Consider the following 19,494-nt stretch of genomic DNA (forward strand, 5'->3'; position numbering starts at 1 on the left):
CATAAATAATCTTGTGAGAGGGTGGTTAATCTGGGGTATAGGACATTTCGAAATTAAAATTATAGTTTGTGAAAATTCTTTTAAATGATAATTTATCTGATTTTTAACTAAAATTATTATCGAATCCTTAACAAAACAGCATAGTGCAGGATGCCTTATGAAATTTAAGAAGATATATTTGAGATGTTAACTATTTCAAAAATTATAATTAATATCATATGAAACAATTTCCTAAAAAACTTATTGTTTTCTTCTGTTGTTTGTTTTTCAATCTGGTGCTATTCGCTCAGGAAAAAACCGTGACAGGAACAGTTACAGATAATAATGGTGTCCCAATGCCGGGAGTGAATATCTTAATTGACGGGACATCCGAGGGTACGCAAACTAATTTTGATGGGCAGTATTCCCTGGAGGCTTCTCGTGGAGATGTTCTTGTTTTTTCATTTATGGGGCTTCAAACTATGGAGGTGCGGGTAGGTGCCGAGGATAATTATGATGTAATAATGGAAGCTGATAATGCAAGTCTACAAGAGGTTGTAGTTATTGGTTATGGAACAGAGCAAAGAAGAGATCTTACCGGAGCCGTTTCTTCTGTTAGTTCAGAAGATTTTAATGCCGGGGTAGCTGTAGCACCTGAACAGCTGATGCAGGGGAAAGTTGCAGGTGTTAACATTGTTCAGAACAGTGGTCAGCCTGGAGCTGCCTCAACTGTACAAATAAGGGGTTCAAGTTCTATATCAGCCGGGAGTGATCCGCTCTATGTAATAGATGGAGTTCCTCTTCAATTTGGATCATCAAATAATTTTGTGTCAGGAATGCAGGGATCTTCTCCTTTTTCCTCTCAGCCAACTAATCCGCTGAATACTTTAAACCCAGCAGATATAGAATCTATTGATATATTAAAGGATGCTTCTGCAACAGCTATATATGGTTCTCGTGGTGCTAATGGTGTAATTGTAATAACAACCAAAAGTAGAAAGGCCAATGAAACGCTGACGTATGACAGTTATGTTGGTGTCTCCACAATAAGGGAAACCTTACCCTTTTTATCTGCCAGTGAATATAGAAATTATGCTGAAAACAATGATCTGGAGTATCCAGATGAAGGAGCTAATACTAACTGGCAGGATGAGATATTCCGCACTGCAATTAGTCACAATCACAACCTTGCATTTGGTGGTGGTAATGCAGAGAGTAATTATCGTGCATCCTTAGGGTATACCTCCCAGGAAGGGATAATACTTTCTTCCGGATTGGAGAAATATACAGGTAGATTAAACGCAAATCATAGAGCGTTGGATGACAGGCTCAAAATTGGGTTTAATATGACTTATGGGAATGTTGCTGAAGACAATACTCCTGTGTCCTCGAACGTAAATAATGAAGGAGGTAATTTATTAAAGGATGCATTAAGATGGGCGCCTACATTGCCCGTGCGCAATGAAGATGGTTCTTTTTACCAACTTGGCGAACTGCGCATTAACCCTGTTTCCTGGACAGAGGTAGATGACGAAAGAAATACAGAATTTTTTCTTGGGAGCGGAAACTTTTCTTATGACATTACAAATGCACTTACCTTTAGGGTAAATCTTGGTTTATCCAATGAAAATGTTCAGCGCTTTACAAATTTACCTGCTACACATCCATCGGGTGAAACAGATAGGGGCCGTGCTTCAATTAATAAAGCAAAAAATTATAGTACGCTGCTTGAAACGACCTTAAATTACTCAAAAGCCATTACAGATAATAGTCATCTTGATATTCTAGCAGGATATTCTTTCCAAAGGTTCGTTTACGAATACACCTTTACGGAAGCAAATCAATTTGTATCAAGTTCTGTAAAATGGAATTTAATACAGTCTGGTAACACCTTAGCTAATAATTCGTTTAAAACGGCTAACCGTTTGGAATCAATTTTCGGAAGATTAAATTATAAGTTAATGGACAACCGCTATATTTTCACTTTTACATTAAGAAATGATGGATCCAGTAGGTTTGGTGAGAATAATCGTTATGGCCTTTTTCCATCTGGTGCTTTTGCCTGGAGAATATCAGATGAAGAGTTTTTTAACTATGAGCCGATTAGTAATTTAAAGTTAAGAACAGGATATGGTATAACGGGTAATCAGGAAATACCCAATGATCTTTACAGGCAACAATTAACAATTTCAGGATCTGCATCTTATAATTTAGGAGGGGAAACTATTCCTAGTGTACTCCCAAGTAATTATGCTAATCCAGATTTGCAATGGGAACAAACCTCCCAATTAAATATTGGATTGGACTTTGGAATTCTGAACGAAAGAATCTCCGGATCTATAGATTATTATAAAAAGAATACTACAGATCTTCTTTTACAGTTTTCGACAACAGCTCCATCTGTTGTGAATACTCAATGGGCAAACGTCGGAGAGGTTCAAAACGAAGGATTTGAACTGGCAATAGATGCAGCCATAATTCAAAATGAAAATTTTAGCTGGAATACAAATTTTAACTGGACGAGAAACAGGAATGAAGTAATTTCTCTTTCTAATGACCAGTTTTCCAGGGATGAAATAAGAACTGCCCCTCTATCTGGTGTTGTAACACCTAAAGATTTTTCCCAAATTATTCGTCCTGGTCTTCCAATAGGAACTTTTTATGGAAGACAATTTACGGGATATGATGATGAAGGGATGGAAACATATTTGGATGTAGATGGGGTTGAAGGTGCAGATTTAGTGGTAATAGGGAATGCCCAACCAGATTTTCTTTATGGTTTTACAAATAATTTCAGATGGGGAGATTTTGATGCTTCTGTCACTTTACGTGGAGTTGTTGGAAATGATATTATGAATAATACAGCGGCAGAATTTTCTTATCCGTCATCAGCTCCCGGATTAAATGTTTTGCGTACTGCTATTGAAGACACAGAAATAAGTAGGAGTCAGGCGCCACAAATTTCTTCACGCTGGATAGAAGATGGTAGTTACTTACGTTTAGATAATATCAACATTGGATACACAATTAATACTGAAAATACTGTTCTTCAGCGTGCAAGAGTTTACGTTACAGGACAAAACCTTTTTGTAATAACAAATTATTCAGGTTTTGATCCGGAAGTAAGAACAAATACAAATCAGGGTGGGACAGCACCTATAGGTATAGATTACCTGGCTTATCCAAGACCAAGTGTTTACCAACTTGGGGTTAGTCTCTCTTTCTAAAATTTAGTCATATAAATATTACAAGAAAAATATACAAAATGAAAAAGTATAAATACATATTATATAAGAAGTTCACGATAGGTGTTGCTGCTTTGCTGATGCTGGTTGGCTGTGGACTGGACGAAGAAGTATATTCCGTTTATACACCAGAAACATTTTATTCAAGTGAAGAATCTGTATTGTCATCCTTATCTGGAGTTTACAGAAATTTTGCTTTAATTACAGGAATGGGTATTGAGTACAGAGTTTTAGAACTGCCTGCAGATCAGGTCCTGTTGCATGGTAAGATCCAGGGCTGGTGGGCAAACACAGATTCTGAACAATTAATGGAACATAAATGGGATGCCAGTCATGCTTACTTCACAACAACGTGGAATACCTTCTTTGCCACAGTTGGACAAACCAATGGCCTTATTGCATCCCTGGAAGCTTCTGGAATGGAGGATATTGAAGGTCCAAAAGCAGAGCTGAAGGCATTGAGAGCGTACGCCTATTTCTATTTGATGGATCTTTTTGGTAGTGTGCCAATTTTTCTGGAGCCAAGAGTAGATCCAAATAACCTGCCTCAACAAAATTCAAGGGCTGAAGTATTCGATTTCGTTGTAAGTGAACTACAGGAGGCTGCGGAAATGTTACCTTCCAAAACTACGGTAGGTGCCGAGTATTATGGAAGATTAACTAAAGAAGCAGTTTATGCTCTCTTAGCTACAACGTATTTAAATGGAGAAGTTTATACCGGTACAGCCTACAATGCTGAGGCTATAGATTACGCCAACAGGGTTATAGAATCTGGAGCCTACACTTTATTACCGGAATATTTTGAAAATTTTGCACCCGATAATGAGAGGAATAGTGAATTTATTTTTGGAGGGGTTTATACTCCTAATGTTCCCGGTGGGATAGGGCAGCCATTTGTTCAAAAAGTACTACCAGGGATAAGTGGCGGATTATTTGGACTTCCATATACACCTCAAAATGGATTTGGAACAAGACCTTCTGTTGAAGCTCTATACAGCGAAGAAGATGCAAGAAAATCGATGTTCTTATCACATGGTGAACTAAGGGATCCAAGAAATGGAGAAGTGGTTATGGTAGAAAGAATTGTCCCAGATAATAATTCTCAACTATACGATCCTGAACGTTCTAATTCCGGTCCGGTTCCATATGTCATTATACCTGCTACCGGAATAAGAAACCAGCCTATGAATGCAGGAATTAAATGGATTAAGTGGCAAATAGATCCAAATACTAATGGAGGAAACGCGAGTAATGACGTGGCGTTTATAAGATATGCAGATGTACTTCTTACAAAAGCTGAAGCTTTGGCAAGACAAGGAGATTTTGAAGCTGCACGTCTTATAATTAATGAAATAAGAGGGAGAAGTGGTGCTACACCGTTAGATTCCATTAATTTGGATGATATTCTGGATGAAAGAGGGAGAGAATTAGCCTTTGAGATGACCAGGAGGAGAGATTTAATTAGATTTGGGAAGTTTACAGATTCCTGGGAATTTAAGGAAGAATCTGAACCTTTCCGTACAATTTTTCCGATCCCACGAACAGCCATTGATGCAAACCCTAATTTAGAGCAGAATCCGGGTTATTAAAAGATTTGTTTTTTATTAAAGTTGATGAGTAAAATGGGTTATGTGATAGGCATAACCCATTTGCGCGTAATATCAGTAATTTAATATATGCCGAAAATTGTAAAATTTTAATGCTCTTCAAATGAGGAAAAATTTAAGAGAAGATAAAGGAAGCTTTAAGTTTTCATGGCTGTTGCTAGGTCTCCTCATGTTGATTATAACCTGCACCGGCTGGTCCCAGGAGAACAGAAGTTTTAAAATATTTCAATTTCCTGCAGACAAAATTCCTTCAGTAGATGGAGAACCTTTAGATTGGGACATGGTGCCAGAGAGTTATGCAGTAGGAATGGATGAGCTTTGGGAAGACAGTGGGAAGCATTCAGCGGCAAATCCAGACAATCTGGATGTGAAAGTAAAAGTAGGTTGGGTAAAGGGAATGAGCCGGTTGTATTTCTTATATGAGGCTTATGATGATTATTGGGATTTTTCCTTACCGGGATTACAGAATGATACCTTTGAGGTAATCGTTGATGGAGACCAGTCCGGTGGGCCGTTTATAGATCGGTTTCATCCTAATAGAGAACTTGACTCCATGGACGCTTTTTTTTCTTTTCACGGCGTTCATGCTCAAAATTACCACATTTTCACTCCCGCTCAGGGTAAGGAGTGGACGATGGTGTGGGGAAGTCAGCCCTGGATAAAAGAATTGCCATATGCTAATGCCGCCTATAATTATGATTTTAAACCAGGGGAAAGTGGTAAGCTCATACTGGAATTCTGGATCACACCTTTTGATTATGCCGGTAATGATCCTGCCCGTGCCGTAGAATCTCTTCTCAAAGAGAATAAAAATATTGGATTATCCTGGGCAATTATAGATTATGATGATGTTCAAAAAATGGCAAATAACGGCTTCTGGAATCTTTCCGAAGAACATACTATGTACGGAAATGCTTCGTATGCGCTACCGTTTACTTTGATGCCTTTAGAACCGGAATTCCGGGAAGAATTAAAGGCAGACTGGTCGCATAAAATTCTGAATATGAATAGGAGGCAAGTAGCTTTTTATGATGAATCTGAGGGAGAAGTGACTTCATGGAACTGGAATTTTGGAGACGAAAATACTTCCGAAGAACAAAATCCAGTGCATATCTATAAGAAGCGTGGAAAATATGTGGTGGTGCTAAAAATTACAGGACCCGAGGGAGAGGCACGGCATTCAAAAGTGTGGGATGTAGTGTTGAAATGAAGAATTACAGGACAGGACGGGATGCACAAGAACAAAAGGCTGTTTAGATTAGAAGATATTTTAAGCACAATAAAATGAACTTTAAAATGAACCAAAAATTATTACAATTATCAATTGTATGCTTTCTGTTTTTGAGTCAGGGAATGGTAGCACAAATTAATGATGCAAATACTCCGCTACATCTTTTAAAACCTGAATACCCCACGCCTTATGGAACGCCCGATATTGCTGAGGTAGAGGAGGTTTTAGACCGGGTTTATGAGTTTTTAGATGAAGGTACGCCTGCTAAAATTATAAATACCAGAGATCAGTCAGAAGTAATAGATTTCAAGAATCTGGATGGTAATGTCGCTTTTGCTCCTGCCACTTTTAGATTAACAAGCTATGAATGGGGGGTGACTTATGCAGGAATGCTTCTGGCTTCAGAAGCAACCGGGAAGAAATATTTTGAAGATTATACCGACACTCGAATAAAATTTTTGGCAGAGATAGCGAAGGAGCATAGAGGGAAATCTTACGAAAATTCCCCTGTACATTCTGTATTACATCCGGGAGCCCTTGATGATGCCGGCGCCATTTGTGCAGCAATGATTAAAGCAGAGCGAAGAGGTTTGGATGCAGATCTAAGACCTGTTATCGACAATTTTATTCAGTATATAAGTGAAAAGCAATACCGGCTGGAAGATGGAACATTAGCTCGAAACAGGCCGCAGGACAACACTTTGTGGCTGGATGATTTATTTATGAGTGTTCCGGCACTGGCTCAAATGGGAAAATTAACGGGCGAGGAGAAGTATTTTGATGATGCTGTAAAGCAGGTCAAACAGTTTTCAGAAAGAATGTATAATGAAGATAAAGGTCTTTATATGCATGGCTGGGTAGAAGCTATGGAAGAGAAACCACAATATCACTGGGCCAGAGCAAATGGATGGGCTGTTATGGCAATGGTGGAATTACTGGAGGTGCTTCCCGAAGAACATTCCGGTTATCAGGAGGTATTACACCAGTTACAGGCTCATATTAGAGGGTTGGCTAAATATCAGGATGGTACGGGCTTTTGGCATCAGCTGCTTGATAGACCAGATACTTATCTCGAAACTTCCGCAACTGCTATTTTCACCTATTCTATAGCACGTGCTATCAATAGGGGATATGTGGATAAATTGACTTACGGACCAATGACAATTTTAGGTTGGAATGCCGTATCTACTCAGGTCAATAATGAGGGCCAGGTAGAAGGAACCTGTGTAGGAACAGGAATGGGTTTTGACCCTGCTTTTTACTACTACAGACCTATAAATAAATATGCAGCTCATGGTTATGGTCCTGTTCTTTTGGCCGGAGCTGAAGTAATTTTGATGCTGAAGGATAACACCTTCGAAATAAACGATAGTTCACTTCAGCTAAAGGTGAATTAAGAGGCTTATCAGCTGCCGACTTAATTGATTGTCTCAAAAATGACTGAAACTTTTAAATCTTTTTTCTTTATTTTTTTCTTTGCTGCCGCAGTGCAGGCACAAAATTCTGCTTTAGATTCATTAGAAGGGGATTTGCGGGTACACGATCCTGTGATGATAAAACAAGACAGCACTTATTATATCTTTTCGACCGGCAGGGGGGTATCTATAAAAGCTTCAGAAGATATGGTTAACTGGAAAAGAGCAGGAAGAGTCTTTGATTCTCTGTCCTTACCAGACTGGCACAAAAAAGATATTCCGGAACAGGATGGTCATCTTTGGGCACCGGATATTCATTATAGGAATGGGAAATACCATTTGTATTATTCAGTTTCAGCCTGGATGAATTTTAATTCCAGCATAGGCTATGCCACTAACACCACATTAGATCCAAATGATCCTGATTATAAATGGAAAGACGAAGGGCAGGTAATAAGTTTTAAGAATGGAGGAGAAGGAGTTAATGTAATAGATCCTAATGTTTTTGTTGCTGAAGATGGAAAAGTTTGGCTGCTCTACGGTTCTTACCAGGCAGGTTTACGTATGGTGGAATTGAACCCTGAAACCGGACAACTAAAAAATAATCCGCCCGAAGTTACCAAATTAACAACTTCACTTGGAGAAGGAGTTTTCATAATAAAAGGACCTGAATATTATTACATTTTTGCTTCCAGGGGGATCTGTTGTAAAGGGCTTGACAGCAATTATCAGGTTGTAATTGGAAGATCAAAAAAATTGGAAGGATCTTATTTTACAAAAGAAGGGGAAAGCTGGTTGGATAATAAATATAGTGTCTTTTTAGCCGGAGATCATGAAGAGCCGGGCCGTGGCCACAACGGATTCTTTGTGGAAGACGGTATTACTTACCTTGTTTACCACGCTTATACCCGTTCTGCTGATGGTGCCTCCCTTCTGAATATAGCACCTTTATATGTAAATAAAGACGGCTGGCCCAGAACAGAGCCAACAGGAGAGTATTTTCAGATGGCAGACTTTCAGCAGAAGGTATTTTCAGGAATATAATTCACTGTAAATTAATTTAGCACTAAATAAATATGAAACTCAATTTAAAAGTTTTTCTTGTAGGCGCCATAATGGTTACTACTCTGGCTAATGCCCAGATTGGCACACGCTTTCCTTCTGAACGGAAAATAGTAACAGATCCTGTAACAGGGACTGAATTAATTTTTCTTACCAGTACACCGGCTGGGGATTCCAAAATTTATCCTACCCATCCGCAATGGACTGCAGATGGCGAATGGTTAATATTCCGCTCCAACAGGGTAAAGGGAGAAGCTATGGCAGTAAATGAAGAAACGGGAGATTTAGTACAGGTTTCTGAAGGTGGATATTCAGGCATGCTCAATATTGCTCAAAATTCGATGAAACTCTATTATATGAGGAACGTAGAAGATGTAGAGGAAGGAGATTGGGGAAAAAACCGGTCTCTTGAAATAATTGAAACAGATCTTGCCCAACTTTTTGCTGATAGTGAAGCTGGTACAATGAAGTCTGCCGAAACTTACCAAAGAGTGGTCGGAGTTACGCCAAAAGAGATAGGTGCAGGCGGGGATATGGCCCTCGATGCTGGAGAGGAATGGATTTATTTTAGAATAGGAAGTGAGGAAGCAGCGAAACATTTACCTCCGGATGTTGAAGTAGAAGAAAATTTCGGACCTAGAAATATGGGAGCGGGCCCTGGAGGGATTGCTAAAATGAATATAAAAACCGGGGAAATTGAACATGTGATTTCTGTGCCTTTTCAGGTAGGCCACATCCAGTCCAATACATGGAATCCTGGAGAAATAATTTTTTCCTGGGAAACCGGAGGGAAATCTCCTCAACGAACCTGGACGGTAATGGCAGATGGTACAGGATTAAGACCTCTTTATCCTGAAGCAGATTATGAGTGGGTGACGCATGAGGCGGTGATTTCCAAAGATGAAGTAGCCATGGCCATTATGGGCCACCGGGATGTTGATATTGAAGAGCAGCCTTTAGAAGAATCGACTACCAGTACTGCCGTAAGAAATCCTGAAAATCCGGGGCAGGAAACCAGTTGGGGTCCTTCCGGAACAAGGGAAAAACCTACAGGACTTGCTATTGTTAACCTGAGAACCAGGGAAATGTTAATTGCGGGGCAAACATCAGAAGGTAGCGGATTATGGCATGTACACGGGTCTCCGGATGGCCGTTGGGCAGTGGGTGATGATTTCTCCAGGAGTCTTTATCTAATAGATCGAAATAACCGGGAAATGAAGATGCTCACCACCGGGCATAAAGTAACGGCGGCAGATCACCTTCACCCAACCTTCAAACCAGATGGTACAAAGATTCAAATTCAGTCTGCGATGCTTTCAGAAGATGGCCGCTCCATGAATATTGTAGTCGTTCCTGTGCCTGAAGAGTGGCTGGAAAGAACATATCCGAATAAAATATAAGTATAGAAAATGGAATCCAAAGCTTTTAAAATGAAACTTCTGCCGGGTTTTAAGGAAGAGTATAAAAAGCGTCATGATGAAATCTGGCCGGAATTGAGCAGGCTTTTATCTGAAAGAGGAATTTACGATTACAGTATATTTCTGGATGAAGAAACCCTCACGCTATTTGCCGTTCAGAAATTAAAAGATAACGCTGAGGTAGAGAACCTATCTCAAGAATCTGTTTTACGAAAATGGTGGGATTACATGGCAGATATTATGGAGACAAATCCTGATAATTCTCCGGTGGAAAAATCTTTAGAGCAAGTCTTTTACATGAAGTAAATTAATCAAAATCTTAAATTAGAAATTACAGAAATATGCCAGAAAAGATTAAAAATTTCAGTCTTTGCCTCTTGTTCTTATTCACATCTTTAATTGGTACAGCTAAAGGAAAATATAATATAAAAGATTACGGCGCTACAGGTAACGGCCAGACTCTGGACACAGAAGCTATTAATAAAGCAATCATTGCGGCAGCAGAAGATGGTGGCGGAATGATTTATTTCCCTGCAGGAACTTATTTAAGCTATTCTATTAGACTTAAAAGTGATATTCATCTTTACCTGGCAGCCGGTGCGGTATTAAAAGCAGCAGGAAAAAATGACGGTGGAAAATATGATGACCCCGGGGAAGGCGCGGGTAATGAATACCAGGATTATGGGCATAGCTATTGGCGTAATAGCCTTATCTGGGGAGAAAACTTAAATAATATAACAATTTCCGGCCCGGGAACTATACAGGGGGAAAACCTTAGCAGGGGCTTTTACGATTATGAAAAATGGGGTGAAAAAGGAATTCCGGCTGGGAATCTTATGTGGGAAGGTGGAGGAAATAAAGCCATTGCATTAAAGCTGTGCACCAACGTAATTTTTAAGGATTTTACTATTATAAAAGGAGGGCATTTTGGGATTCTGGCCACTGGTATCGATAATTTTACCATAGATAATCTTAAAATAGATACTAACCGTGACGGCATAGATATAGATGTCTGCAGGAATGTGCGCATTTCCAACTGTACGGTGAATTCACCAAACGATGATGCCATTGTTTTAAAAAGTTCTTTCGGACTCGGTTTTGCCCGTGCTACAGAAAATGTATCGATCACCAATTGCCAGGTTTCCGGTTATGATGTTGGTTCTATGATTGATGGTACTTATCAGACAAATGAAGGACATTTGGTTCCCGACCAGGAAGGGCCAACCGGCAGGATTAAGTTTGGTACCGAATCCAACGGAGGCTTTAAAAATATTACAATTAGCAATTGTGTTTTCGACCGTTCCCGGGGGCTGGCTCTGGAAACTGTGGATGGAGGTTTATTAGAAGATGTTACAATTAGTAACATCACTATGCGTAACACTACTAATTCACCATTCTTTCTTCGACTTGCCGGAAGAATGCGCGGACCAGAAGGTGTAGAACCGGGAGAATTGAGGAGAGTAAACATCAGTAACATCAACGTCTATAACGCAGATTCCCATTTTTCCAGCATCGTTAGCGGGATTCCCGGTCACAATATCAAAGATGTTAGATTCAGTAATATCAATATTTGGTATAAGCCGCTGGATTCAGCACAAGCACAGATTCAAAAAGTAGTTCCGGAGCATATAAAAACTTATCCGGAACCGGCAAAAATGGGTATAATGCCTTCTTATGGATTTTTTGTAAGGCATGCTGAAAATATCGAAATGCATGATATCAACATTTATCATTTAGGTGAAGAAGTAAGACCGGCAATTATTTTTGATGATGTTAAAGGTGCAGAGCTGCACAATGTAGATGCTCAGAAAGCTGAAGATGCTCCTGTGCTGAAGTTGAAGAATTCCGGGAATATAGAAATTGAAGATTGTGAAGCGATTGAAGATCAGAAAATACCACAAGCCACAACAAAGGACTACGGATAGTAGATGTTGAGGTGAAAAGGACCAGACGTTTGCATAACCATCAACCAGAACGGAACATCTGAGAACAGGCAGTAACTATAATATCCAGATAAGCTTAATCCATCATGGAAATGAATCCTGGAATAGTAAGGCTTCCTTAATCATTCTGAAAAAGTTCAGCTGAACTTAGATGAAAAGAAATTAGAGTCGTGTTTCTTGTAAAAGGCTATATGGAAGAGGGACATCCTTTAATTTCAGGTACATGAAATCCAGGGATACACCTTCATCAATCATGTATATTCTAAGTTTTTGATGTCCGGTTTTCTCGATTTCCACAGGAAGGTCGATAATTGCCAAATTTCGAAGTACGTTTTGTTTCCATTCTTCACTTCTGCCGAAAGTTTTAAAATCCACAATTTTAATCGGGTTATTGTTCCACTGAACACCTATCCTGACACTATGTTCACTTGTAAGTGGATGTGTTGGCAGGGCATTTAGGATAAGCCTGGCATTTTCGGTCTCAGTTTCCGTGTAAATGTTATACTGAAGGTAGGGCGCGTTATCCTGGAGCTCCAAAGTGTCCAAAGGCTTTTTATCTAGCGGTAAAGCCTGCATCAAATTGTTGCTATAGCCTAAATTTGGCAATTTTCGCCATTTATATTCACCGTGAACCTCTTTACTGCTGAAGTTTTCAGCATACATGGAAACCACACCATTCATTTCAATAAAAACGTTTTCTTTTTCAGAAGAGAGGAGGGAAGTGTTTATCTTGATAGGCAGAATATAGATTTTTTGATCAATTTCGACCTGAAGGTGAGCATTTTCAGGTTTATCAGCTTTTTTCCATTGTTCCCAGTCAACTTCAGTAGTAATTCTAACGGAAGAAATGTTGTTATTTAGTTTCCCTTTCTTTTTATTCAATATTAACCAATCCAGAGACTTTGCAATCTTCCATTTTAGTTCTTTCGGCTGCGTAAGAAAAATATCAAAGAAGTGTTCATTGGGAAAATCAGAGTAGAAAACCGGCAAATTTAGACCCTTAGAATTCTTCTGATTTTCCACAGCAATATTGGCCGGAAATTGGCTTTTTTCTTCTAAAGTTTTAAGTGAAATTTCAGGTTTGGAATAAACGGGCAATCTTCGCGGTTGCATATCCATCATATGCTCCCATTTTCCGTTGGCAATTTCCTTATTATAATTTTTAGTAATTTCAATAATGCTGTCATAATACTGCAAAGATAATGCTGCGTTTTCCTTTGCTTCCAGACGTTTCTGCTGTTGATATTTTATGGCGAGATCGCGGTAGAGAAACTTCTTATTCATAAAAGAAGCGCCTTTTACAGGATAGTATACCAGTTGAAAAAACGCATCCTGATATTTAGAGGCTAACTGCTGCTTAATTTCCTCTGCGTTCTCCTCCAGTTCATTATAGCTCTTAATTCTCTTGGAAATTTCGTCACCCCAATAAAACGGACTATAAGCTGTAGTATCTGTTTGTGTAGTGGGTTCCGTTTGGCTCCAACCCATAAACTCCGGCTTACGCTCAAAAGCCAGTTGGTAATACGCCATCTTCAAATTGGCAATTTTCGATCCAAAATCTTTTCCAAAAGTAGATGAATAGAAAGATTTTAAATGCTCTGTTACGTATTCTGGATCTTCAAATTTTGTGGCATCATAAGCCATATCCATAAACAACTGCATGTTATATTCTGCGGGCTTTATATCACCTACATTAAGGATCCAGATCTTCTTATTACCAGTTTGATAGGCCTTCATCATTTCCTCCCTTATCAGGCCGGGATGGGTAGTACTTAACCATAAATAATCATGAGGACGCCCCCAGTAAGAAGCATGATAATACACTCCGCTGCCGCCTTTTCTTGCACGTTCTTTTTCGCTGGCGAGACGACGAATATAGCCGTAGTTATCATCAGTCCACATAATGGTAACATCTTCCGGTAGATCCAGCCCGTGATCATAAAGATCAAGTACTTCTTTGTAAACAGTAAAAACCTGTGGGATTTCTTCAATTTTTTGATCATTGTGTTTGGCAAGCATTGCCCGCTGATCATTAATGACATTTTGAAGGTTAGCGGTGGCTTCTTCAATACCTTCCACACCTTCCATACCGCTGTCATGAATGCCACGCATCCCAACGGTATAAATAGCATCGAGATTGGATGCCTCTTTAACCCTTTCTTCCCAATATTGCTGAACATTCTCCTGATTGGAGAGATAATTAAAAGATCCCATTTTCTCTTTATCCCACTCATCCACATTGTTGCGCAGCATAGGTTCTGCATGAGAACTGCCCAAAACTATGTGATACATTTTTGCCATTTCCGGGTTGCCGGGGTAGTGAAAAAAGGCTTTTGTGCTGGGATGCATTGCCGGCCAGATAGTATTTGCCTTCAGCCGCAGCAATAGTTCAAAAATCTTTGCGTAAGTTCTGGGTCCAATATCACCAACTTCAGGTTCAAAAGTTTTAGCAGCCCAGGGTTGCAGCCCCCAATCTTCATCGTTTAAAAAGATTCCGCGGTATTCCACGCTGGGTTCTTCGGAAAAAAAATCAGGATCATTTAGAACAATTTCTTCTTTTTTATCCACGGGCACATCTGCCCACCAGTACCACGGAGAAACTCCTATTTTTTCTGAAAATTCAAAAACTCCATAAGCTGTTCCTCTTGGATCGGTTCCTGCAATTACAAGAACCTGGTCGTTGTTAGATTTTGGGTTCTGGATGGTTTTATGAACAAAACTTTCCTTTTGTTTGTGAAATTCGGAAGGAAGCATTTCATTTCTTAAAAACTGAGCTATAAAATCGGATTTAATAGCTCCAATAGCGATAAAATTACCCTGAATATTTGCAGCATTGGTAATAACCGACGGTTTCTTACCTGTTATCTGGTAGATATCCTCTGCCAGTAAATTAGCTGAAATTGAATCCAATGAAGAAGCGTTTTCATCATAAACAATAGTGACAATTTCATTAGGTCCGGAAATGACAAAATCACTCTGAGTTTCCTGCCCAACAGCAGAAATCATTGAAAACATCAGAAAAATTACTAAGCTGATTTTATTCATAGAATTCTATTTCAACAATTCGCAACTGTCCTTTGGCGTTTGCGGCCTCTTTATCTTTGTAAAGATCCAGTTCTTTGGTGGGATCTATTTCAGTGATATCTCCAAAAGCATCTTCTTCTGAATTTGCTCCAATTAACTCGATTTTCACATTTTCTGTCATGACAGTTTCTACAGGAATAGTGAGATATCCTAAATTTCTTTCGGTTTCACCTTCGTACAATTCTTTTCCATTGGCCGTAATCCTAATTGGATAACTTTTGGTTCTCCATCCTGTAAGTTTTATCACCACCTGGGATATTTGAGAAGGTTGAACAAATTCATAATTTATCCACCCTGTGTTTATTCTTCCATCATTGGTCCATTCACTCAGTTCATTATCATCGAAACTTCTATAGACTTCCTCTTCATTTGAGCCGGCGGTTGCACTTGCTATAAATACCGGATTTCTCTTTTTAGTATATGAAGGAGTTGATGGAGTAGGGCCGCGTTCAAGATTGAAAGGTAGGCCGTCTCCCGGGAGATGTTCTGCAAGTCCGTTTTTTGTTTCAAAAGGAATAGTTTGTAATACTACTTCAGAGGAATTCAATCCATCGGCTGTTGCAGTTATTGTAATTTTTCCCGCATTGTTAAGAGATTGAACCATCACACGGTTTATTCCGTTCGTTACTGCAAGATCTTTGGATAGAATATCGTTTCCGGGTCCGTAACCAATTCCTCCCAGCCATTTACCGGGTCCCTTTAATTCGAAATTTATTTCGGAATTATTAGTAGGAACACGATTTCCTTCTGCATCTACTACTTCTACATCTATTAAAGCTATGTCTGCACCATTGGCTAAAAAACCTGTAGGGGAAACTCTAGGTGTTAGTTTAATCGCTGCCGGCTCTCCTGCAGTATTCTTTTCAGTTTCACTTAAAATTTTCCCTTCAGCATCATAACTCACTGCTTTTAAAGTTCCGGGTTCAAAATCAACATTATCGAATGTAAATAAGAACCTATGACATTGTTCACCAAAACCTAAGGATTTTTCATTCAGAAAAAGCTCGACCTTATCCCCCGTAGACACTACATACTCATCTTTTACAATAGTATCGTTATAATTCCAGTGGCCAATGATGTGGGAACTATGATCCTCTATGTCAACCCATCCATCCCACATTACCTGGTGAGCAAAAAAGCCATCTTTAGGTATACGCATAGGATCTACTTCTCCGCTGCCACGGTAATTTCCTTCCCCGCGGTGGTGGGTATTGGAATCGGAAAAAATAATATTCACTCCGCCTGAGCTTACCCTTTCGCCTGTTCCGGGACGTTCTCTGAAGTAATCATACCAACGTACAATGTTTTCTATGGCATGGGCATCCTGGTTATGGTTGTATGCACGAGCGGGTTCTCCTTTATAGAGCGGCCCGTCTCCTTCTTTATGAAATGGAGGAGTATATTCATCCCAGTATTTTCGCAGACCTTCATCTCGTGAATATTCGGTTGCCCACATGGGAATATTTGCGCTTTTGTTAATGTAAAGCATTTCCCCACCGTATTCTGCTTCCCGGCTGTCCAGCATTTCCCGCGAACCGATGGCGCGGCCGCCATGAGGATCGAAGGTGTTCCGTATGCTTTTCATTTCGCGCATATGAGGTTCGCTGATGGCATCATTTCCGGATTCATAGAAGATAATGCTGGGATTATTCCGGTTGTAAATAATCGCATCGCGCATAAGACTCGCACGCTGATCCCAGTTTGCACCTTTGGAATCCCCTTCAGAATCCCCTGCGGGCATTGCCTGAATTAAACCTACTCGATCACAGGATTCTACGTCTTGTTTCCAAGGGGTTATGTGCATCCATCTTACCAGGTTGGCGTTACTTTCAACCATTAATTTATTGCTGAAATCACTCATCCAGTCCGGAACAGACATCCCGACTGCAGGCCATTCATTGCTGGTTCGCTGGGCATAGCCTTTCATTTGAAGCACCCGATCGTTCAACCAAATTTTACCATCTTTAAAATCTGTTTTTCTGAAGCCGGTTTTTGTAGACACATCATCAATAATTTCATTATTCTCCTTTAGTCGCGTTGCCACGTCGTAGAGATATCCATAGCCCCAGCTCCAGAATTCCAGGTCTTGTAGGTTCTTGTCTGCTTTTAACATTTTAATTTCCCCAGGAGCCATTGTAACAGGTTGAGAGGAAAAAATTCCCACAGAGTTCCCGTCCATATCGAAAACTTCAACTTCAAGGGAAATGTTTTTATTGGAATTGCTTTCGTTTTTAACCTGGGATTCTATATTAATTCTTGCGGTTTTATTGGGAATATTAAATTCTGAAGGATAGATATAAGTTCCGGTAGTTTCTAGATTGGAATACAATGGCAGCGTCTGATAAGTTTCATTGGTTATGTGCAGCATAACGTTTTTCGGAATTCCTCCATAATTGGCATTGAAATTTTTGTCATTCCACCGGTACTTCGCGTTGGTGGCTTTCTCACGGTAATCCCAGCTGTTGTCAATGCGCAGCGCAACAGTATTTTCTTTATTCCCGGTATTTACAAGATCGGAAATATCAAGTCCGAAGGCCATCGCCCCGTTTTCGTGAAGACCAATTTTTTTGCCATTTAAAAAGATTTCTCCTCCATGACGTATCCCTTCAAATTCAAGAAACACTTTTTTGCCTTTAGCTTCTTCGGGAAGTTTAAATTTTTTCCGGTACCAGACAATTCCGGTAGAATGTTCTTCAATGGATTTCTCGAAAGCCTCTTCCTGATTGTAGGCATGGGGAAGTGTTACTTCTTCCCAACTTCTGTCGTTAAACCGGGGATTTTCTGCTCCATCAATGTCCCCCTGTTTCAATTTCCAGTCCGAATTAAAATTATATTCCTTGCGGTGGAACTCCTGGGCATTAACAGATGAGAAGACCGTTAGTATTAATCCGGGCAGGAGGAAGCTAAACATTTTCTTCAGAAAAGAGTTTGATGGAAGTTTCATTATGAATTTTTTAAATGACAATTATTAAGTATTTACCTTATTCTTCGGTTTCTTCTTCAGGAATAAAAATGTAATCTCTTATTCCGCTGCCTTTAAGTTGGTCCAAAGCTTTAGCGACTATTAAAGCATTTAATTCTGCACCCTCCATATTTGTATGGGTATGGTCTTTAGGAAAATAATTCTGCACCTCCTGATGTCCTAAGTTTTCATACTTCTTAGCTATGGAATCATTTAAGTCTATAAAGTAGCCTCCAGCTTCCTGCACGGCTGCTTTGGCCCAACCAGCATAGCTGTCTCCGTTACGTTCTACCTGGTTACCATGCCAGATATTTCTTGGAATCATGCTTAGCACGATAGGAGTGGCACCTTTAGCTTTAGCTTCTTCAATATATTTTTTCATGTACCAGCCATAGGTGTGGACAATTTCAGTACTATCATTTTGAAATTCCACAGTCTGGGTTTCATCTCCCATCCCTTTTAAAGAACCGCGATATTTAGGTTGATCAATATGGCCACCATCATTGTGTCCAAACTGGATGAGGACGAAATCACCTTCATCTAAATTTTCTTCAACTGCATTCCATAGGCCTTCCCCTCTAAATGTACGGCTGCTTCTCCCGCCGCGTGCTTTGTTGTAAACATCAACTCTGGTAGTATCGAAATATTTATCAATAGGCACTCCCCAGCCAACTAAGGTGTCATTGTTACTTGCCACTGTGGAATCTCCGATGATATATACATCCTTTTTAGGAGGAAGTTTAATTTCAGGGTTTTCCAGAATATATGCCTGCAGGGAATTTTCACTTTCTTTAATTCCTTCTGCTACCAGTGATGCTGCCATAACTGCTCCTTTTGCTGAAGTGTGAGTGTGGTCTCTATCGTAAAAGTAAATTCCGGTGACATTTTCTTCACCTTTGCTTTCCATAGCAGAAGCCATTTTCTCGTTAAGGTCTATAAAGGTCACGTTTTCTTCCTCTGCTACTTGTTTTGCCCAGCCACCATAGGAATCTGCGTTACGGGGAACTTTGCCGTTATTCCAATCATTTCGTGGAATGGGGGACATTACAATAGGAATTGCACCTTTTTCTTTGGTATCCTGGATTATTTTGCGGATATACCAGCCGTAGGAATGAACAACTTCATGTTCTCCCGTTAGCATATTATCTATTTCTTCAGTTTCTTCTCCTATTCCTTTAATTGTGCCCCTGGCACGAAAATCGTCATTTATAGGACCAGAGTCATTATGTCCAAATTGAATTAAAACATAATCTCCTTTCTTTAGGCTGTCCTTGACAGGCTCCCATAGTCCTTTAGCTTGAAAAGTCCGGCTACTGGTGCCTCCAAGGGCATGGTTTTGAACATTCACCTTAGTAGTGTCCAAAAATTGAACTATAAAAACGCCCCAGCCCCATAGGCCGCCGGCTCCATCTCCTTGTCCGTTTTTTACGGTAGAATCACCCACGAGATAGACCGTCGGTTTATCTTCCTCGGAATTATTCTGATTACAGCTCAGTATTATGAGAGTTATTATTAAACTAAAAGATTTTATGGTTTTCATTACTAGAC

General features: G+C 39.8%; 11 protein-coding genes. 8 read left to right on the forward strand and 3 right to left on the reverse strand.

The window, feature by feature from the left end; genetic code table 11:
- The first annotated feature begins 218 nt into the window (after positions 1–218).
- From RM549_RS03940 to RM549_RS03975, 8 genes are all read left to right on the forward strand, one after another.
- On the forward strand, positions 219–3,206 hold the full coding sequence (locus tag RM549_RS03940) for a SusC/RagA family TonB-linked outer membrane protein (RefSeq protein WP_311681718.1): 2,988 nt from the start codon (positions 219–221) through the stop codon (positions 3,204–3,206).
- Between the two features lie 38 nt (positions 3,207–3,244).
- Positions 3,245–4,813, forward strand: coding sequence for a RagB/SusD family nutrient uptake outer membrane protein (locus RM549_RS03945; RefSeq protein WP_311681720.1), 1,569 nt, complete (start codon positions 3,245–3,247; stop codon positions 4,811–4,813).
- Between the two features lie 121 nt (positions 4,814–4,934).
- The gene (locus RM549_RS03950) at positions 4,935–6,041 is read left to right on the forward strand and encodes a PKD domain-containing protein (RefSeq protein WP_311681722.1); all 1,107 of its coding nucleotides are present in this window, start codon (positions 4,935–4,937) and stop codon (positions 6,039–6,041) included.
- 86 nt (positions 6,042–6,127) lie between these two features.
- A complete protein-coding gene (locus RM549_RS03955; protein ID WP_311681723.1) occupies positions 6,128–7,459 on the forward strand; it encodes a glycoside hydrolase family 88/105 protein in 1,332 nt (443 codons plus the stop codon).
- A gap of 39 nt (positions 7,460–7,498) precedes the next feature.
- Positions 7,499–8,521 carry an arabinan endo-1,5-alpha-L-arabinosidase gene (locus RM549_RS03960; RefSeq protein ID WP_311681724.1) on the forward strand — a complete coding sequence of 341 codons (1,023 nt, stop codon included), beginning with the start codon at positions 7,499–7,501 and terminating at the stop codon, positions 8,519–8,521.
- A gap of 32 nt (positions 8,522–8,553) precedes the next feature.
- A complete protein-coding gene (locus RM549_RS03965; RefSeq protein ID WP_311681725.1) occupies positions 8,554–9,939 on the forward strand; it encodes a TolB-like translocation protein in 1,386 nt (461 codons plus the stop codon).
- Positions 9,940–9,948: 9 nt separating this feature from the next.
- Positions 9,949–10,263, forward strand: coding sequence for an L-rhamnose mutarotase (gene rhaM, locus RM549_RS03970; RefSeq protein ID WP_311681726.1), 315 nt, complete (start codon positions 9,949–9,951; stop codon positions 10,261–10,263).
- A gap of 35 nt (positions 10,264–10,298) precedes the next feature.
- Positions 10,299–11,882: a rhamnogalacturonidase gene (locus tag RM549_RS03975; RefSeq protein WP_311681728.1), complete on the forward strand. Its 1,584-nt coding sequence runs from the start codon at positions 10,299–10,301 to the stop codon at positions 11,880–11,882.
- Between the two features lie 180 nt (positions 11,883–12,062).
- On the opposite strand, the gene RM549_RS03980 is transcribed toward RM549_RS03975, so the two are convergent.
- From RM549_RS03980 to RM549_RS03990, 3 genes are read right to left on the reverse strand one after another with little or no spacing between them, the layout of a single operon-like run.
- Positions 12,063–14,945, reverse strand: a complete 2,883-nt coding sequence (locus RM549_RS03980; RefSeq protein ID WP_311681730.1) for a glycosyl hydrolase 115 family protein — start codon at positions 14,943–14,945, stop codon at positions 12,063–12,065.
- The gene (locus RM549_RS03985) at positions 14,938–17,928 is read right to left on the reverse strand and encodes a glycoside hydrolase family 2 protein (RefSeq protein ID WP_311681732.1); all 2,991 of its coding nucleotides are present in this window, start codon (positions 17,926–17,928) and stop codon (positions 14,938–14,940) included. The genes RM549_RS03980 and RM549_RS03985 overlap by 8 nt, the downstream gene beginning before the upstream one ends.
- Before the next feature lie 37 nt (positions 17,929–17,965).
- Entirely contained in the window at positions 17,966–19,486 is a 1,521-nt protein-coding gene (locus RM549_RS03990) for a rhamnogalacturonan acetylesterase (protein ID WP_311681734.1), read from the reverse strand.
- Positions 19,487–19,494: the final 8 nt, after the last annotated feature.

The sequence above is a fragment of the Autumnicola patrickiae genome (assembly GCF_031846525.1).
In the GTDB taxonomy this organism is placed as follows: Bacteria; Bacteroidota; Bacteroidia; order Flavobacteriales; family Flavobacteriaceae; genus Autumnicola; species Autumnicola patrickiae.